The sequence below is a fragment of the Nocardia sp. NPDC006982 genome (assembly GCF_042869435.1).
In the GTDB taxonomy this organism is placed as follows: Bacteria; Actinomycetota; Actinomycetes; order Mycobacteriales; family Mycobacteriaceae; genus Nocardia.
Map to the genome: position 1 here is coordinate 66,046 of NZ_JBIAFV010000013.1, position 15,833 is coordinate 81,878.

Sequence of the window (15,833 nt, forward strand, 5' to 3'; positions counted from 1 at the left end):
CTTCGAGCTGATCGAGGCCTCTGCCGACTTCTTCGGTGTCGAACCCAATAGAAAAGGACATTTCGTGATCGAAACCTCGCGCATCGCGGCGATCGGTATCGCATGCGTTGCGGCAATCGCGCCGGTAACCGCCCACGCGGAAGCATCCGCCGAACATGACATCGAGTACCAGGTCACCTCGGTGGAACGTGTTGTGACAACCACGCTATCTGGAGGGACCTTCGTACTCGACCACGATCACAGCTCGTTCACCATTCGCGATGAGAGCGGCGCACCCGTGCTGGTCGTGCCAACGCGAATCACCGTGGGCGACAAGGTGCTCACCGTCGACTCCGCACTCAGCAAAGACGCGAAGGAGCTGAGGTTGACGCCCGGTGAGCTGCGACCCGCTGCCGCGCCGGTCGCATCGCCCGTCGAGAACCAGGCTGCGATGGCGGAGTTCTCGACCCGATTGGGGCTCGCCGCCACGCTCGGCACATTCGTCGGCACCGTGATCGGTCTGGTCGTCGGGGGCGTTACCGGATGCATTGTGGGTTTGCCGCTGTTCGCGGTGGGCTGCATACCTGCCGCGATCGCCGGTGCGGGGATCGGCGGCGTTCTGGGGACAATTGTCGCCGGGGGGCCGGTCCTGATGCTTTCGGCCGTGGAGCTGATCGACACGCTCAACGCGCCCGAGGGGACGACTAAATGGGCGCAGAACTCTCTGAAACCTGCGAATTAGGTGATCAGCAATGCGGCGCGATAGAGCGCGCCGCATCCCCGATGGCGGCGGCCGTCGCCGGAAACCAGCCACCAGCCAGCCGACTCCACACCGGCGTTACCGACAGCACAGCCTCATACATCTAGCTGAGCGCATGGTCCAGATCGCTCAGCAAATCCTCGACATCCTCCAGTCCAACCGAGATGCGGACGACACCATCGGACAGGCCGATGGTGGCGCGGCCTTCGGGGCCCATGGCGCGGTGGGTTGTGGTGGCGGGGTGGGTGATGAGGGTTTTGGAATCGCCGAGGTTGTTGGAGATATCGATGATGCGCAGGCGGTTGAGGACCTCGAAGGCGCGCTTCTTGGCCTCGGCCTCCGGCGCGTTCAGTTCGAAGGTGACCACGGTGCCGCCGCCGCTCATCTGGCTGGTCGCCAGGTCGTACTGCGGATGCGAGTCCAGGTACGGGTAGCGCACCCACGAGACGGATTTGTTGCCCTCGAGGAAGCGGGCGATGCGCAGTGCGGATTCGGTCGAGTGACGCACGCGCAGCGGCATCGTCTCCAAACCCTTGAGCAGGGTCCATGCGTTGAACGGGCTCAGCGCCGGACCGGTATGGCGCATAAGGTTTTTCACCGGACCGTCGATGTAGTCCTGGGCGCCGAGGATCGCACCACCGAGCACCCGGCCCTGACCATCGATGTGTTTGGTGCCCGAATACACCAGCACATCCGCACCGAGTTCGAAACCGCGCTGCAGCAGTGGCGTGGCGAAGACGTTGTCCAGCACCACTTTCGCGCCTGCGGCATGCGCGAGTTCGGTCACCCGGCGCACGTCGACCAGGGTCTGCATCGGATTGGCCGGTGTCTCGAAGAACACGGCCTGGGTCGGCACCGAAAGCGCCTGCTCCCACTGATCCAGATCATCGCCGTCGACGAAGACCGTCTCCACACCCCAGCGCGGCAGAATCTCGTTGCACACCACGAAGCACGAGCCGAACAGGCTGCGCGCGGCCACAAGTCGATCGCCCGAGCCCAAAAGCGCACCTAGCGCGGTGAATACGGCCGACATGCCGCTCGCGGTAGCGAAACATGCTTCGGCGCCGTCGATCAGACGCAGGCGCTCCTCGAACATGGCGACCGTCGGGTTGCCGTAGCGGGAGTAGACGAAATGCTCGATATCGCCGGTGAACGCCGCCTCGGCCGCCTCGGCGCTCTCATAGACGAAACCGGAGGACAGGTACAGCGCCTCAGCGGTCTCCTCGAATCCCGAGCGGCGCAGGCCACCTCGCACGCCGAGCGTCGCGGGACCGACACCCTCGGGCAGTGGCTTGTCGAACGAACCGCCGGTGATCATGACTGCCGCCAGGGCAGGCCGATGGCGCGCCAGCCGGAGCCGCCGCGATGTCCGAGCTCATCGATCGGGCCTTCGAAGCCCTCCAGCACATTGAACGACGGGGCGATGCCGGCCCCGGTCGCGGCGACCGCCGCACCGATGGAACGCTGTCCGGAGCGACAGAGGAAGACGACGGGCGCAGCCGGATCGCGACCCTCCAGCGCCTTGGTCAGCTGCTCGACGAACTCACCGTTGCGGGCGCCGTTGCTGTCGACCCATTCGATCAGCACCGTCGGCCGTTCGATCGAGGTCGTATCCGGCACACCGACGAAACGCCATTCGGCCTCGGTGCGCACGTCTACCAAGACAGCTTCGGGATTGTCCTGCAACAACTCCCACGCCTGCTGTGGGGTGATGTCACCGGCATATGTCATGCGATCCTCCTGTGAATCCACGCTTGCCGCACCTGGGTTTCGGTGCGCGGCCAGGTCGTCACCCGGAGCACCCCACCGCGGAGGAGGGTTGCCGACCAGCCAGCCGGGGCTTGGCGCTGGTACTCATGACCCGAAAATGAGATTGCCTGGGCAGGGGCCGCCATGTCAAACCCCAGTTCGCACCGCGCAGAAGGAATCAACCGCAGACGATCCATCGGTCTTGGGAGCGGGTCAGATTCCAGGTTGCCGGGGTCTCCCGGCCCTCGACCGCGATGGTCACCGTCGCCTTGGCTTTATCGCCGTCGACCATCGCATTCTCAATCTTGGTGACCTTGATCGACTTTCCGGCCGCGGCCCCGCCGAATTGACCGGCGAGCGGCGTCTTGCTCTCGTCGAAGCCCTGACAGGCCACGCCCGGCGGCGGCGTGTTGTCGGTGGTGGCGCGGGCCTCTGCGTAGCGCTGCACCGCGGCCGCGATCTTGTCCGATTCTGTGACATTTTTCTCAGCGGGCGAAAGCACCGCACCGAGCACGATCGCGACCAGCACGACAGCGGCGAAGACGGCCGCCGCGATGAACGGCGCGATGGAGCGACGATCGGTCTGATCGACCTCGATTACGGGTTCTTCATCGGTGCCCTGCTGCTCTGTCATGGGTCGATCATCCCTGGTGGACGGCGGTATCCGGCATTCGGCCCCGGAACCTGCGCCGCGCGGATTTGATAGATGTGCGCAGAGCGGGTAGTCACGGTAGGTGGGCCGGGGGCAGCAAACACCCGGTGTACGCACCGCCGCAGGGTGCGCGCTGTGCCACCGATAGAATCGCGAGACTGCGGCGTGGCTGTCATAGCCGAGATGGCCGCCTGTTCGCATCAGCAGATGCGACCGAGAGGGTGCGTCAAGTTAGCCTAAGCTAAGACTGACGCCGTCAATTGTTTCGACCATAAGGGTGCGCGTAAAAGATGACCGAACAGAGTGCTGAGTCGACTAGCGGTGTGCGCGGGCCCTCCGTGGTTACGCAAGCTGCCTCCTCCGGGCCTGACGCGCACACCGCGGGGTCTCGCCCGCTTCGCATCGCGATCGTGGGCGCGGGCCCGGCCGGAATCTACGCCGCCGACGCGTTGATGAAGTCCGATGCCGAGGTGAGCATCGACCTGTACGAGCGCATGCCCGCGCCGTTCGGGTTGATCCGCTACGGCGTCGCGCCGGACCATCCGCGCATCAAGGGCATCATCACCGCCCTGCACAAGGTGCTGGACAAACCGCAGGTCCGCCTGCTCGGCAATATCGACTACGGCACCGACATCACCCTCGACGATCTGCGCACGTTCTATGACGCGGTGATCTTCTCCACCGGCGCCAACGCCGACCGCGCGCTGCCCATCCCCGGCATCGACCTGGACGGCAGCTACGGCGCCGCGGACTTCGTGTCCTGGTACGACGGGCATCCGGACGTGCCGCGCACCTGGCCGCTGGAGGCGGAGAAGGTCGCGGTCCTCGGTGTCGGCAATGTCGCACTCGACGTGGCGCGCGTGCTGGCCAAGACCGGCGACGAACTGCTGCCGACCGAGATCCCGCCGAACGTCTACAACGGACTGCAGGCCAATAAGGCCGTCGAGGTGCACGTCTTCGGCCGCCGCGGCCCGGCGCAGGCCAAGTTCACCCCGCTCGAGCTGCGCGAACTCGACCATTCCCCGACCATCGAGGTCATCGTCGATCCCGAGGACATCGACTACGACGAGGGCTCCGAGGCCGCGCGCAGGCACTCCAAGCAGGTCGACATGATCGCCAACACCCTCGAGCAGTGGGCCATCCGCGATGTCGGTAACCGCCCGCACAAGCTGTTCCTGCACTTCTTCGAGTCCCCGGCCGAGATCCTCGGCGAGGACGGCAAGGTCGCCGGCCTGCGCACCGAGCGCACCCAGCTCGACGGCACCGGCAATGTCAAGGGCACCGGCGTGTTCAAGGACTGGGACGTCCAGGCCGTTTACCGCGCCGTGGGTTACCTGTCGCAGAACCTCACCAACCTGCCGTTCGACGATCAGGCCGGTGTCGTTCCGAACGAGGCCGGACGCGTCCTGGCCGACGAGGATGCCGACGGTGCGGACCGCTATCTGCCCGCCACCTACGTCACCGGCTGGATCAAGCGCGGTCCGGTCGGCCTCATCGGCCACACCAAGGGTGACGCCAACGAGACCGTTGCCTGCCTGCTCGACGACAGCGTGAACTTCACCCCGGCCGCGAAGCCGGAACTGGATGCGGTCACCGAATTCCTGGAGAGCAAGGGCATCCCGTTCACCACCTGGCAGGGCTGGTACCGCCTCGACGCACACGAGCGCGCCCTCGGCGAGCCGGAGGGCCGCGAGCGCGTCAAGGTCGTCGAGCGCGAGGACATGCTGCGCGCGAGCGAGCCGCACAAGGTCTAGTGCGAACGCCACGGGGGGTGATCGTCACCTCCTGTGGTTCTCGACAATCCGACACGGCTGCGGCAGCACAAAATCTGTCGGGTCTGCCGCAGCGGAAATTCCGTCTCTGAGGCATTCTGTACAAGTGTTCGATGCCCATCTCCACATCTTCGACCCGCGGTTCCCGCTGGCCGAGAACGAGGGCTACCTGCCCGACCCGTTCACCATCGCCGATTATCGAAAGCGTATGTCGCGCTTCGATGTCGGCGGCGGCGCCGTGGTCAGCGGATCCTTTCAAGGCACCGATCAGACCTATCTGAAAGCGGCGCTGGCCGAGCTCGGCGAAGGGTGGGTCGGCGTCACCGCGCTGGACCCCGACGCCACCGACGAAGAGATCATCGAACTCGACCGGATCGGTGTGCGTGCGCTTCGGTTCAACGTCAAGCGCGCGGCCCCGGATATCACCGCGATGACGCTGCAGGCATTGCGCGCGCACGACCTCGTCGGCTGGCATGTCGAGATGTATATCGACGGCAACATGCTCACCTCGATGCAGCCGGTGATCTCGAAGCTGCCGGTTTTCTCCATCGACCATCTCGGCATGTCCGAGGAGGGTCTGCCGTATCTGCTGGATCTGGTGGATCGCGGTGCGCGGGTGAAGGCGACCGGCTTCGGTCGGGTGCACATGAAAGTGGCCGATACGCTGCGCCGGATCCACGCGGTCAATCCCGAGGCGCTGATGTTCGGCACCGATCTGCCCGGCACCCGCGCGGGGCGACCGTTCCGGGATTCCGATGTCGACCTGATCTGCGATGTGGTGGGCACCGATATGTTCAAGGTGCTGGAGGACAACGCGCGGGCGTTCTATCGACTGCCCGCCCGCGAACGGGCGATCCAGGCCGATCCGACGCCGACCCTGCCGATCCACCGCACCGAGCAGCCGACCCTGCCGCTGCGGCGCGATGAGCTACCGAAACTCGAACCAGCCGATACGATTCCGTTCCCCGCCATCGAGTGAGTACGACCCGGCCGTGGGCCGGTCGTCGCCGCGCTTTCTGCTCATTTGCCATCATCCTGGCCGTAGTAGGAGCCATCATCGTGCTGATCGTCGGCGTTATCGCCGACACTGCCTCGTAGTCCCGCAGCACGCCATCGATGCTCGCCTCGACTCAGCTCACGATGGCACCGATGACCCACACCCCGGTCGCCAGCAGCGCACCGAAGAGCTCGATGAGCATCGACAGGCCCACACCCTTGAGCGCGTGAACCGTTGCCTGCCAAGCAGGCTGGTTGTCGCGGAGTCGCTGCAGCTCCGAAAGGTATACGCCCAGAACGAATCCCACGAACAGCCCGACCACCGGGATGATGAAGAAGCCGACAATGCCGAAGATCGCGCCGATGAACAGCGCGCGATTGGATACGCCCGCATCCTTCATCTTCCGGCCCGGCCACGTGTACTTGATGACGCCGGACAGCACCAAGAACGCTGTGCTGATGGCGAATACGATCCACGCCGTGGCGCCCCCGGTCATGAACGCCCACACGGCAATGGCGCCGAAGATCAAAATGACCCCCGGCAGTATCGGAACGATGATCCCGACCAGCCCGACCAGAATTACCAGGCCGACAACGACCTCACCCCAAGCTGACACTGCCGGTCCCTCCGCTTTCCGCGTCTAGTCATGCTGCCAGGATTCTGGCCTACTCGCGGGGTCGGTGCACAGTGTCGATTCCCGGTCTTTGTGAGGCCGCTCACAGGTTGTCACAGCACGAGCCGGCCGGTGCGTCTTAGTGGGCATGACAAACACGGAACAGACCACAGTGTTGATCACCGGAGCCAACAAGGGCCTCGGTCTCGAAGCGGCGCGGCGGCTCGGGGAACAGGGGTGGACGGTTTTCCTCGGCTCGCGCGACGCAGCTCGCGGACAGGCCGCCGCGGACAAACTTGCCGCTGAGGGGGTGAACGTCGTGATGGTGCCGCTGGATGTGACCTCGGATAAGTCGGTGTCGGATGCGGTACGGCTCGTGCGCGAGTACACCGACCGGCTGGATGTATTGATCAACAACGCCGGTGCACCGGGGAATATTGTCGCGCCCGCGGACGCGACCGCTGACGAAATCCATTCGGTTTACGACACCAACGTGTACGGACCGATCAGGGTCACGCATGCGTTTCTGCCGTTGCTGCAGGCGGCGGACAACCCGCGGGTGGTGATGGTGTCGAGTGGTGGCGGGTCCTTCGCGGTCGTGACCGATCCGGAGCAGCCCGTCTCGAAGATGCACGAGCTCGCCTACAGCTCGTCGAAAGCGGCGCTGAACATGATCACTGTGCGGTACGCCCAGGCACTCCCGAAGATCAAGTTCAATGTCGCGACTCCCGGTGAGGTCGCGAATCGTAAATTCGCGGCCACCGATATGAACAATCACACGGGCCAGCTGACGGTCACCGAGGGCACCGACTCGATTCTCGAACTCGCGACGATCGACGCCGACGGGCCGACCGGGATCTTCATTGATCGCCTCGGCCCCGTCGGCTGGTGACCGGTGCGGTGGCCTGCCCCTTGGGACCGAGGACAGGCCGCTCGAGGTTTTCGGGCTAGGTGGTAGGGACGTTATTACGCTTGGGGTATGCGAATTTCGGTTGCGGCGGATGAGCGGGTGGGGGTGGCCGAGGAGCTGGTGGTTGAGCTCGGGCGGCGGGGGTTCGAGACGTTGGTGCATGGGGCGCTGTCGGATAGTGAGCGCAACGACTGGGCTTGGGCCAGTGAGGCGGCGGCGCGGGATGTGGTCGAGGGGCGGGCGGAGCAGGGGGTGGTGTGCTGTTGGACGGGGACCGGGGCTTCTATTGCCGCCAACAAGGTGGCGGGGATCCGGGCCGCGCTGTGTGGTGATGCGGTGACGGCGGCTGGTGCGCGGAAGTGGAATGACGCGAATGTGCTTGCGCTGAGCCTGCGTTCGACTTCCAGGGCGGAGTTGACGGAGATCTTGGACGCGTGGTTCGGCGGTCTACCGAGTGCTGATGTGGAGGACCGCGCCAATATCGCACATCTGTCGAAGATCGAACGCGGACACTGAGACATTGACAGCATGCTGTCAAATATGACAGCATGCTGTCATGCCTACGAAAACAGTTCACACGGCCGTTTACGACACGCTCGCCGACTGGGAGGTCGGTGCGGCGACCGCGCATATCAATCGGCCCAGCTGGCAGAAGGCGCCGGGGACATTCCGGGTGCAGACCGTTGGACTCACCGCCGATCCGATCATCACGACGGGTGGGATGCGGATCGTGCCGGATATGGTGCTCGCCGATCTCACGCCCGCCGCGAGCGCGATGCTGATCCTGCCCGGCGCCGACACCTGGGAGACCGGCGAACTCATGCCCTTCGTGCACAAGGCGCGGGAGTTTCTGGATGCGGGGGTTCCGGTCGCGGCGATCTGCGGTGCCACCTTCGGATTGGCGAAGGAAGGGCTTCTCGATAACCACGCCCATACCGGTGCGGCCGCGGAATACCTTGCCTACAGCGGATATTCGGGCGGCGATCGTTATCTGGACCAGGCGGCGGTACTGGACGGCGATCTCATCACGGCGGGCCCGACCGCGCCCTTCGAATTCGCCCGCGAGGTGCTGCGCAGGCTCGATGTCTATGAACCGCATGTGCTGGACGCGTGGTACCGCTTGTACGGCCACAGCGATCCGGCGGGCTTTGCCGCACTTTCCGAGTACGAGGCGCAACGGGTCGCCACGGTATGAGTGACACGCCGGAGCAGGAACTCTTCGCAACGGTCGCGATCACCTCATTCCAGCTGAACGGTCAATTCCTCGCCATCGCAGAGGAATTGGCCGCTCCCGGGGGAATCACGGCGGCGTGGTGGCAGGTGCTCGGCGCGGTGCTGCGCGAACCGCTGCCGGTGGCCGGAATCGCCCGAGCCATGGGGATCACCAGGCAGAGTGTGCAACGCATCGCGGATCTGTTGGTGGACAAGGGACTTGCCGAGTACCAGCCGAATCCGGCGCACCGCCGGGCCAAACTCGTTGCGGTCACCGACGCGGGGCGCGAGGCGATCAAGCGCATCAATCCGCAGCACAGGGTCATGGCGAAACAGCTCGCCGATGAACTCGGTGCCGAGCAATTCGCGCTGACCGCCCAGGTCATGACGCGACTCTCCGCTGCGCTCGACGCCATTACCGATCAGACCTGATGACCGATTCCGAACGCGCTCACTCCGACGCTGCCACCCAGTAGTCAGCCGGTCGTCATTCGGCCCAGTCGATGACCGGATGAGCGAATCCGCTCACGCGCCCGGTGTGCGTCGGTACAGGGTGCGAATCTGCGCGCGTCATGCGAAGGGCTTATCGGTTCGGCCAACCAGGTCGGCAACCGAATCGACGACCAGGGTCGGGCGGTAGGGGAATTGCTCGACCGACTCGCGAGTGGAGATGCCGGTGGTGACCAGGACGGTCCGCATGCCCGCCTCGAGCCCCGAGACGATATCGGTGTCCATCCGGTCGCCGATCATCACCGTCGACTGTGAATGTGCGCCGATCCGGCGCAGTGCCGAACGCATCATCAGCGGGTTCGGCTTGCCGACGTAGTACGGCTCCTTGCCGGTCGCGCGGGTGATCAGCGCGGCCACCGAGCCGGTCGCGGGGAGCAGACCCTCGCGGGACGGTCCGGTCGCGTCCGGGTTGGTGGCGATGAAGCGCGCACCCCGGTCGACCAGGCGGATCGCGGTGGTGATCGCTTCGAAGGAGTAGGTGCGGGTTTCGCCGAGCACCACGTAGTCCGGATCGCTATCGGTCAGCACATAGCCGATTTCGTGCAGCGCGGTGGTGAGTCCGGATTCGCCGACCACGTAGGCGGTTCCATTGGGGCGCTGGTCGTTGAGGAAGGTCGCGGTGGCCAGCGCCGAGGTCCAGATCGCCTCCTCCGGAATATCGAGTCCGGTGTGGCGCAGGCGGGCCTGCAGATCGCGCGGCGTGCGGATCGAGTTATTGGTGAGCACCAGGAACGGGATCTCGTTGCCGCGCAGCTCGGCCAGGAACTTGTCGGCGCCGGGCACCAGATGGTCTTCGTGCACCAGCACCCCATCCATATCGGTGAGGTAGGACAGGATCGGTTCATCTGGTGTACTCACAAGCCAATTGTCGGCTATCCGCCCGTCCACCGTGCGAATACCAGTCCCGATGCGACCATCCCCACATCCAGTGGGCATCCCGCGGAGGGATGTGATGCCCACCGGCTATGCGATGGCCCAGGTGCGACCCGGCACACCTCGTCGAATGGCGCTGACTATGGTCGAGGGGAGGCCGTGTGAGAACCGATCGCGCAGCGCTCAGGTAGGCCGATGGGCTCGGGAACTCCCGTGTCGCCCTTGCGGTTGTACCGGGATGCGGTCGCGGGATTCAGGCGGCCGACGGTGTGCGGAACCTCCCGCACGGACCGTTGAGCGAAGCGACAGGAGTGGCGCATATGGGTGATCTCAAGCTCGGATACAAGGCGTCGGCGGAACAGTTCGGACCGCGGGAATTGGTGGAAATCGCGGTGGCCGCCGAGGAACACGGCCTCGACAGCGCAACGGTGAGCGACCATTTCCAGCCGTGGCGGCACAAGGGCGGGCATGCGCCGTTCTCGCTGGCCTGGATGGCCGCGGTCGGTGAGCGCACCAAACGCATCCAACTCGGCACCTCGGTGCTCACCCCGACCTTCCGCTACAACCCCGCCGTGATCGCGCAGGCCTTCGCGACCATGGGGTGTCTGTACCCCGACCGCATCATGCTCGGTGTCGGCAGCGGTGAGGCGCTCAATGAGATCGCCACCGGCTACACCGGCGAATGGCCGGAATTCAAGGAGCGTTTCGCTCGGCTGCGCGAATCCGTCGACCTCATGCGCGCGCTGTGGACCGGTGAACGCACCGACTTCGACGGCGAGTACTACAAGACCGTCGGCGCCTCGATCTACGACGTGCCCAAGGGCGGCATCCCGATCTACATCGCCGCGGGCGGACCGCTGGTCGCGCGCTATGCGGGTCGCGCGGGTGACGGTTTCATCTGTACCTCCGGCAAGGGCATGGATCTCTACACCGAGAAGCTGATGCCCGCCGTCGCGGAGGGCGCCGCCAAGGCCGGACGCGCCGTCGAGCAGATCGACCGGATGATCGAGATCAAGATCTCCTACGACACCGATCCCGAACTGGCACTGGAGAATACGCGCTTCTGGGCCCCGCTCTCGCTGAGCGCCGAACAGAAGCACTCCATTACCGACCCGATCGAAATGGAGGCCGCCGCCGACGCCCTCCCGATCGAGCAGATCGCCAAGCGCTGGATCGTCGCCAACGATCCGGACCAGGCCGTCGAACAGATCAAGCCGTACCTCGACGCCGGCCTCAACCACCTGGTCTTCCACGCCCCCGGCCACGACCAGTCCCGCTTCCTCGACCTCTTCCAGCGCGACCTGGCTCCCCGCCTCCGCGCCCTGGGCTGAGCCGCAACCGCACCGGCCGAGCAACGTCGGGCCCACCCGCCGATGCTCGGCCGGACATGGCAATGCGGCGGGTTCGGCTTCCTCGACCTCTTCGGCCGACCTGGCTCGAGCCGCCGTGCTCTCGGCTGAGCCGCGACTGGTCTGCGATGCTCGGCCAGCTCAGGAGAAATGCTCGATCGAGGCGAGTCGGATGATGGCCGCGATGAGTCCCGCAGCGACCATTCGAGACTCGCCTCGGTGCGCTGAGCCGATTCCCGCAATTGGAAGGGGTTGGTCAGGCGCGGGTGAGGGCGAAAATGCGGAGGTCTCGGGCCGTGCGGGTGCGGTAGACGCTGTAGGCACTGGTGATCTCGACGAAGCGGGCGAACAGGGCGTCCTTGTCGGATTCGACCAGGGTGGCGCGGACGGGGATGCGTTGGCCTGCGATGGCGACGGTGGCATTAGGGTTCGCCAGCAGGTTGGTGGTCCAGGCCGGATGATGCTGCTGGCCGAAGTTGCTGCCGATCACGTAGATGGTGTCGCCTTCGTGCAGGCAGAGCAATGGTTGGGTGCGCGGCTCACCGGATTTGCGGCCGGTGGTGGTCAGCAGCATGACCGGTGCACCGATCGGGCCGAGGAGGGTGTACTTGGCGTCGGTGCGCTCGAGGATGGCCCGATCCAGCGGGGTGACCTTCCGAATCAGCCACGACCCGGGTTTGGTAGATGCGAGCTTGGTCGCTAGGCGGGCAAGAAAATTGGTGTTCGAACCCCACTGCCGCTTCGGGAATTGCTCAGCCATGCCCGGACTATATCCGGATCGGTGCGAATAGGAATTCGTGATCGCCGTCTCGCCGCACGGTCTGGGTAGCCGCGGGTTCACTAAGCTCACGGACATGGCCGATACCGCTCCATCCGCTGTGTACATCGCATCTCCGGAGGGTGACACCGGAAAATCGACGGTGGCCCTCGGAATGCTCCAGATGCTGTGCGCGACCACTGCCCGGGTCGGCGTATTCCGGCCGATCACCCGCTCGACCACCGAGCCGGATTACATTCTGGAACTGCTGCTCGAGCACAGCACCGCCGATATCGACTACGCGCAGGCCATCGGCGTCACCTACGAGCAGGTGCACGCCGATCCGGATGCCGCGATCAGCGAGATCGTGATGCGGTTCCACGAGGTCGCGAAGCTGTGTGACGCGGTGGTGATCGTCGGCAGCGACTACACCGATGTGGCCAGCCCGAGCGAACTGCGCTTCAATGCCCGCATCGCGGTGAACCTCGGCGCGCCCGTACTGCTGGTCGTGCGCGGTTCCGGCCGTACTCCGGACGAGGTCGAGCAGCTGGCCGAGCTGTGCGCACACGAGCTGTCCCTCGAACACGCGCACTTGATGGCGATCATCGCGAACCGTTGCGATCCAGCGCAATTGGACGAAGTCGGCGTTGCCCTCAAAGGCTTCGATGTACCGTCCTGGACGTTACCCGAAGTGCCGCTGCTGATTTCGCCAACAATGGCTGAGCTGTGCACCGCGATCGGCGGTGAAATGTACAGCGGCGATGTGGAATTGCTGCAGCGTGAGGCATTGCAGGTCATGGTCGGCGGCATGACGGCCGAACATATTCTGGAGCGGTTGGTCGACGGTGTCGTGGTCATCGCGCCGGGCGATCGCTCCGACGTGCTGCTCAGTGTCGTGAATGCACATGAGGCGGAAGGCTTTCCGTCGCTGTCGGGCATCATCATGAACGGCGGCATGCTGCCGCATCCGGCCATCGCCAGGCTGATGAACGGCCTCAAACCCAAACTGCCGATCCTCACCACCGAACTGGGCACCTACGACGCCGCCAGCGCCGCCTACCGCACCCGTGGCCGCATGTCGGCGGGCAGCCCGCGCAAGGTCGACACCGCGCTGGCCCTGATGGAACAGCATGTCGACGCGTCGGAGTTGTTGCAGCGCATCGAAATTCCGGATACCTCCGTGGTGACGCCGCAGATGTTCGAGTATCAGCTGATCGAACGCGCCAGGGCGGACCGCAAGACCATTGTGCTGCCCGAGGGTGACGACGACCGTATCCTGCGCGCGGCGGGGCGGGTGCTGCAGCGCAAGATCGCGGATCTGGTCATTCTCGGTGACGAGGCTGCGGTGCGCGCCCGCGCCGCGGAACTCGGCGTCGATATCTCGGCCGCACGGGTACTCGACCCGCGCACCTCCGGTTACCTCGACGAATTCGCCGCGGAGTACACCGAATTGCGCAAACACAAGGGCATGACACTGGAGCGCGCCCGCGAAACCATGGCCGATATCTCGTATTTCGGCACCACGATGGTGCACAAGGGTATCGCCGACGGCATGGTCTCCGGCGCCGCGCACACCACGGCGCACACCATCCGGCCGTCCTTCGAGATCATCAAGACCGTTTCGGGCGTCTCCACCGTCTCCAGCGTGTTCCTCATGTGCCTGGCCGATCGGGTGCTCGCCTACGGTGACTGCGCCGTCGTGCCCGATCCGAGCTCGGAGCAGCTGGCCGATATCGCGATCTCCTCGGCGCAGACCGCGGCCCGTTTCGGCATCGACCCGCGCGTCGCGATGCTGTCCTACTCGACCGGTGAATCCGGCAGCGGCGCCGATGTGGACAAGGTGCGCGTCGCCACCAAACTGGTTCGCGAGCGCGAGCCGGAACTCCCGGTGGAGGGCCCGATCCAGTACGACGCCGCGATCGAACCCACCGTGGCCACCACCAAACTCCCGGATTCCGAAGTGGCCGGGCGGGCGACGGTCTTCGTGTTTCCCGACCTCAACACCGGTAACAACACCTACAAGGCGGTTCAGCGCAGCGCCGGTGCGATCGCGATCGGTCCGGTGCTGCAGGGGCTGCGCAAACCGGTCAACGACCTGTCTCGCGGTGCGCTCGTCGCCGACATCGTCAATACGGTTGCTATCACTGCGATCCAGGCGCAGGAAGGCTGATGTGCGGTGTGGCACACGGCGGAACAATGCGGCCGGGTTCGCGGTTGCTGACCGAGTGCGGGGCACGCGCGTGATGCAGGAGGTGCTGGTATGACGAATGACCTGGTGCTGGTGATCAATTCCGGCTCGTCGTCGATCAAATACCAACTGCTGGACCCGGAATCGGGTGTCGTCGTCGCATCCGGCATGGTCGATCGGATCGGCGAGGAGCAGGCCGGGATCGAGCACAAGGTTGATGGCCGAACCACCGAACGTCGCGAGCCGATCGCCGATCACACGGCGGGGCTGCGGCTGGTTTTCGATGTGTTCGCCGAATCCGGCCACGATCTGGCCGCCGCGGGGGTACGCGCGGTCGGGCACCGCGTGGTGCACGGGGGCGAAGTGTTCTACCGGCCGACGCTCATCGACGACGACGTGGTCGCGGCCATATCCGACCTGTCTTCGCTTGCGCCGCTGCACAATCCGGCCAATGTCGCGGGCATCGAAAGTGCGCGTGCACTGCTGCCCGGTGTACCGCAGGTCGCGGTGTTCGATACCGCGTTCTTCCACGGCCTGCCCGATGCTGCCAAGACCTACGCCATCGACGCGAAACTGGCTGCCGCGCATGGCATCCGGAAGTACGGCTTCCACGGCACGTCGCACGAGTACGTTTCGGGCCGGGTCGCTGCGCTACTCGATCGAGATCCCGCGGACCTGAATCAGATCATCTTCCACCTCGGCAACGGCGCATCGGCGTCGGCCATCCGCTGCGGACACCCGATCGACACCACTATGGGCCTCACCCCGCTGGAGGGGCTGGTGATGGGCACCAGGGGCGGCGATCTCGATCCCGGGATCTTCGCGCATCTGGTCCGTGCGGCCCACATGGATGTCGATCAGATCGACGAAATGCTGAACCGCAATGCCGGACTCAAGGGACTATCCGGCGTCAACGACTTCCGTGAGTTGCAGCGGCTCATCGACGCGGGGGACGCCGCCGCCAGCCTGGCCTACGACGTGTACATCCACCGCCTGCGCCGCTATCTCGGCGCGTATCTGATCGAGCTCGGCGGTGTCGATGCCATCACCTTCACCGCGGGCGTCGGTGAGAACAGCCCGCAGGTCCGCGCCGACGCACTAGCCGGGCTGTCCCGCTTCGGCATTCAAGTCGATCCCGACCGCAATACCGCGGAAGACCGCGCGGCCCGGCACATCTCCGCACCGGACGCAGAGGTCGCCGTGCTCGTCGTGCCGACCAATGAGGAACTGGCGATCGCCCAGGCCGCACTCCGCGTTGTCGCAGCTCAGCGTGCTGATTGAGCGGCTCAAGAAAACCTCACGGAATCCTCACACTCGCTGCGGCAGTATTGGTATCGGATCAGGTTCGCGCCGGACGCCGTAACCGGGGCCGAACCTCCGCCGCTATCGGGTCCGCGATGCCCTCGCCGCTCCCGATGTGCCCGCTCCGGCTGCCCCCGGGGCGGGCCGGAAGCGCGGAACCCCGGGGATCATCGGTGTGCCGACTGCTCCGCGAATCGAGATCCGAGCCCG

General features: G+C 65.3%; 16 protein-coding genes and 1 riboswitch. Of the genes, 10 read left to right on the forward strand and 6 right to left on the reverse strand.

Annotation, left to right across the window (positions count from 1 at the left end):
- Window positions 1–64 precede the first annotated feature (64 nt).
- Window positions 65–721: a hypothetical protein gene (locus tag ACFYOW_RS36175; RefSeq protein ID WP_387294545.1), complete on the forward strand. Its 657-nt coding sequence runs from the start codon at window positions 65–67 to the stop codon at window positions 719–721.
- 121 nt (window positions 722–842) lie between these two features.
- On the opposite strand, the gene ACFYOW_RS36180 is transcribed toward ACFYOW_RS36175, so the two are convergent.
- The 3 genes from ACFYOW_RS36180 to ACFYOW_RS36190 form a co-directional block, all read right to left on the reverse strand.
- Window positions 843–2,057, reverse strand: coding sequence for an O-succinylhomoserine sulfhydrylase (locus ACFYOW_RS36180; RefSeq protein ID WP_387294547.1), 1,215 nt, complete (start codon window positions 2,055–2,057; stop codon window positions 843–845).
- Complete coding sequence (locus ACFYOW_RS36185) at window positions 2,054–2,470, reverse strand: rhodanese-like domain-containing protein (protein ID WP_040686280.1); 417 nt, start codon at window positions 2,468–2,470, stop codon at window positions 2,054–2,056. Before ACFYOW_RS36185 ends, ACFYOW_RS36180 begins: the two co-directional genes overlap by 4 nt.
- 14 nt (window positions 2,471–2,484) lie before the next feature.
- Window positions 2,485–2,601: riboswitch (SAM riboswitch) on the reverse strand.
- A gap of 65 nt (window positions 2,602–2,666) precedes the next feature.
- Window positions 2,667–3,122 (reverse strand): hypothetical protein, encoded by a 456-nt coding sequence (locus tag ACFYOW_RS36190; RefSeq protein ID WP_387294548.1) that lies wholly within the window; start codon window positions 3,120–3,122, stop codon window positions 2,667–2,669.
- A 356-nt stretch (window positions 3,123–3,478) separates the two neighbouring features.
- On the opposite strand from ACFYOW_RS36190, the gene ACFYOW_RS36195 reads away from it, so the two are divergent.
- Both ACFYOW_RS36195 and ACFYOW_RS36200 read left to right on the forward strand, forming a co-directional pair.
- A complete protein-coding gene (locus ACFYOW_RS36195) occupies window positions 3,479–4,894 on the forward strand; it encodes an FAD-dependent oxidoreductase (RefSeq protein ID WP_387294732.1) in 1,416 nt (471 codons plus the stop codon).
- A gap of 124 nt (window positions 4,895–5,018) precedes the next feature.
- A complete protein-coding gene (locus tag ACFYOW_RS36200; RefSeq protein ID WP_387294549.1) occupies window positions 5,019–5,891 on the forward strand; it encodes an amidohydrolase family protein in 873 nt (290 codons plus the stop codon).
- 151 nt (window positions 5,892–6,042) lie between these two features.
- On the opposite strand, the gene ACFYOW_RS36205 is transcribed toward ACFYOW_RS36200, so the two are convergent.
- Window positions 6,043–6,525, reverse strand: a complete 483-nt coding sequence (locus ACFYOW_RS36205; RefSeq protein ID WP_387294550.1) for a DUF456 domain-containing protein — start codon at window positions 6,523–6,525, stop codon at window positions 6,043–6,045.
- Window positions 6,526–6,670: 145 nt separating this feature from the next.
- On the opposite strand from ACFYOW_RS36205, the gene ACFYOW_RS36210 reads away from it, so the two are divergent.
- The 4 genes from ACFYOW_RS36210 to ACFYOW_RS36225 all read left to right on the forward strand — a co-directional run bounded on the left by ACFYOW_RS36210 (window position 6,671) and on the right by ACFYOW_RS36225 (window position 9,076).
- Window positions 6,671–7,414 carry an SDR family NAD(P)-dependent oxidoreductase gene (locus ACFYOW_RS36210; protein WP_387294551.1) on the forward strand — a complete coding sequence of 248 codons (744 nt, stop codon included), beginning with the start codon at window positions 6,671–6,673 and terminating at the stop codon, window positions 7,412–7,414.
- Between the two features lie 87 nt (window positions 7,415–7,501).
- Window positions 7,502–7,948, forward strand: a complete 447-nt coding sequence (locus tag ACFYOW_RS36215) for an RpiB/LacA/LacB family sugar-phosphate isomerase (RefSeq protein ID WP_387294552.1) — start codon at window positions 7,502–7,504, stop codon at window positions 7,946–7,948.
- A 40-nt stretch (window positions 7,949–7,988) separates the two neighbouring features.
- Complete coding sequence (locus tag ACFYOW_RS36220) at window positions 7,989–8,627, forward strand: DJ-1/PfpI family protein (protein WP_387294553.1); 639 nt, start codon at window positions 7,989–7,991, stop codon at window positions 8,625–8,627.
- The gene (locus ACFYOW_RS36225; RefSeq protein WP_387294554.1) at window positions 8,624–9,076 is read left to right on the forward strand and encodes a MarR family winged helix-turn-helix transcriptional regulator; all 453 of its coding nucleotides are present in this window, start codon (window positions 8,624–8,626) and stop codon (window positions 9,074–9,076) included. Before ACFYOW_RS36220 ends, ACFYOW_RS36225 begins: the two co-directional genes overlap by 4 nt.
- Window positions 9,077–9,214: 138 nt before the next feature.
- On the opposite strand, the gene ACFYOW_RS36230 is transcribed toward ACFYOW_RS36225, so the two are convergent.
- Window positions 9,215–10,012, reverse strand: coding sequence for an HAD-IIA family hydrolase (locus tag ACFYOW_RS36230; protein WP_063047175.1), 798 nt, complete (start codon window positions 10,010–10,012; stop codon window positions 9,215–9,217).
- Window positions 10,013–10,347: 335 nt separating this feature from the next.
- Here ACFYOW_RS36230 and fgd point away from each other — a divergent pair, with 335 nt between their 5' ends.
- A complete protein-coding gene (gene fgd / locus ACFYOW_RS36235) occupies window positions 10,348–11,358 on the forward strand; it encodes a glucose-6-phosphate dehydrogenase (coenzyme-F420) (RefSeq protein ID WP_387294555.1) in 1,011 nt (336 codons plus the stop codon).
- Window positions 11,359–11,632: 274 nt separating this feature from the next.
- Here the strand turns inward: fgd and ACFYOW_RS36240 are convergent, their stop codons facing one another.
- On the reverse strand, window positions 11,633–12,136 hold the full coding sequence (locus tag ACFYOW_RS36240) for a nitroreductase family deazaflavin-dependent oxidoreductase (RefSeq protein WP_387294556.1): 504 nt from the start codon (window positions 12,134–12,136) through the stop codon (window positions 11,633–11,635).
- Window positions 12,137–12,230: 94 nt separating this feature from the next.
- On the opposite strand from ACFYOW_RS36240, the gene pta reads away from it, so the two are divergent.
- Entirely contained in the window at window positions 12,231–14,303 is a 2,073-nt protein-coding gene (pta, locus tag ACFYOW_RS36245) for a phosphate acetyltransferase (RefSeq protein WP_387294557.1), read from the forward strand.
- Window positions 14,304–14,393: 90 nt separating this feature from the next.
- Window positions 14,394–15,602 (forward strand): acetate kinase, encoded by a 1,209-nt coding sequence (locus ACFYOW_RS36250; RefSeq protein WP_387294558.1) that lies wholly within the window; start codon window positions 14,394–14,396, stop codon window positions 15,600–15,602.
- The last annotated feature ends 231 nt before the right edge of the window (window positions 15,603–15,833 follow it).

What these genes read in the sequence shown, in the direction of transcription:
- ACFYOW_RS36180 (WP_387294547.1), bottom strand. Translation starts at nt 2,057, where the DNA reads ATGATCACCGGCGGTTCGTTCGACAAGCCACTGCCCGAGGGTGTCGGT.
- ACFYOW_RS36185 (WP_040686280.1), bottom strand. Translation starts at nt 2,470, where the DNA reads ATGACATATGCCGGTGACATCACCCCACAGCAGGCGTGGGAGTTGTTG.
- ACFYOW_RS36190 (WP_387294548.1), bottom strand. Translation starts at nt 3,122, where the DNA reads ATGACAGAGCAGCAGGGCACCGATGAAGAACCCGTAATCGAGGTCGAT.
- ACFYOW_RS36210 (WP_387294551.1), top strand. Translation starts at nt 6,671, where the DNA reads ATGACAAACACGGAACAGACCACAGTGTTGATCACCGGAGCCAACAAG.
- ACFYOW_RS36215 (WP_387294552.1), top strand. Translation starts at nt 7,502, where the DNA reads ATGCGAATTTCGGTTGCGGCGGATGAGCGGGTGGGGGTGGCCGAGGAG.
- ACFYOW_RS36220 (WP_387294553.1), top strand. Translation starts at nt 7,989, where the DNA reads ATGCCTACGAAAACAGTTCACACGGCCGTTTACGACACGCTCGCCGAC.
- ACFYOW_RS36225 (WP_387294554.1), top strand. Translation starts at nt 8,624, where the DNA reads ATGAGTGACACGCCGGAGCAGGAACTCTTCGCAACGGTCGCGATCACC.
- fgd (WP_387294555.1), top strand. Translation starts at nt 10,348, where the DNA reads ATGGGTGATCTCAAGCTCGGATACAAGGCGTCGGCGGAACAGTTCGGA.
- ACFYOW_RS36240 (WP_387294556.1), bottom strand. Translation starts at nt 12,136, where the DNA reads ATGGCTGAGCAATTCCCGAAGCGGCAGTGGGGTTCGAACACCAATTTT.
- pta (WP_387294557.1), top strand. Translation starts at nt 12,231, where the DNA reads ATGGCCGATACCGCTCCATCCGCTGTGTACATCGCATCTCCGGAGGGT.
- ACFYOW_RS36250 (WP_387294558.1), top strand. Translation starts at nt 14,394, where the DNA reads ATGACGAATGACCTGGTGCTGGTGATCAATTCCGGCTCGTCGTCGATC.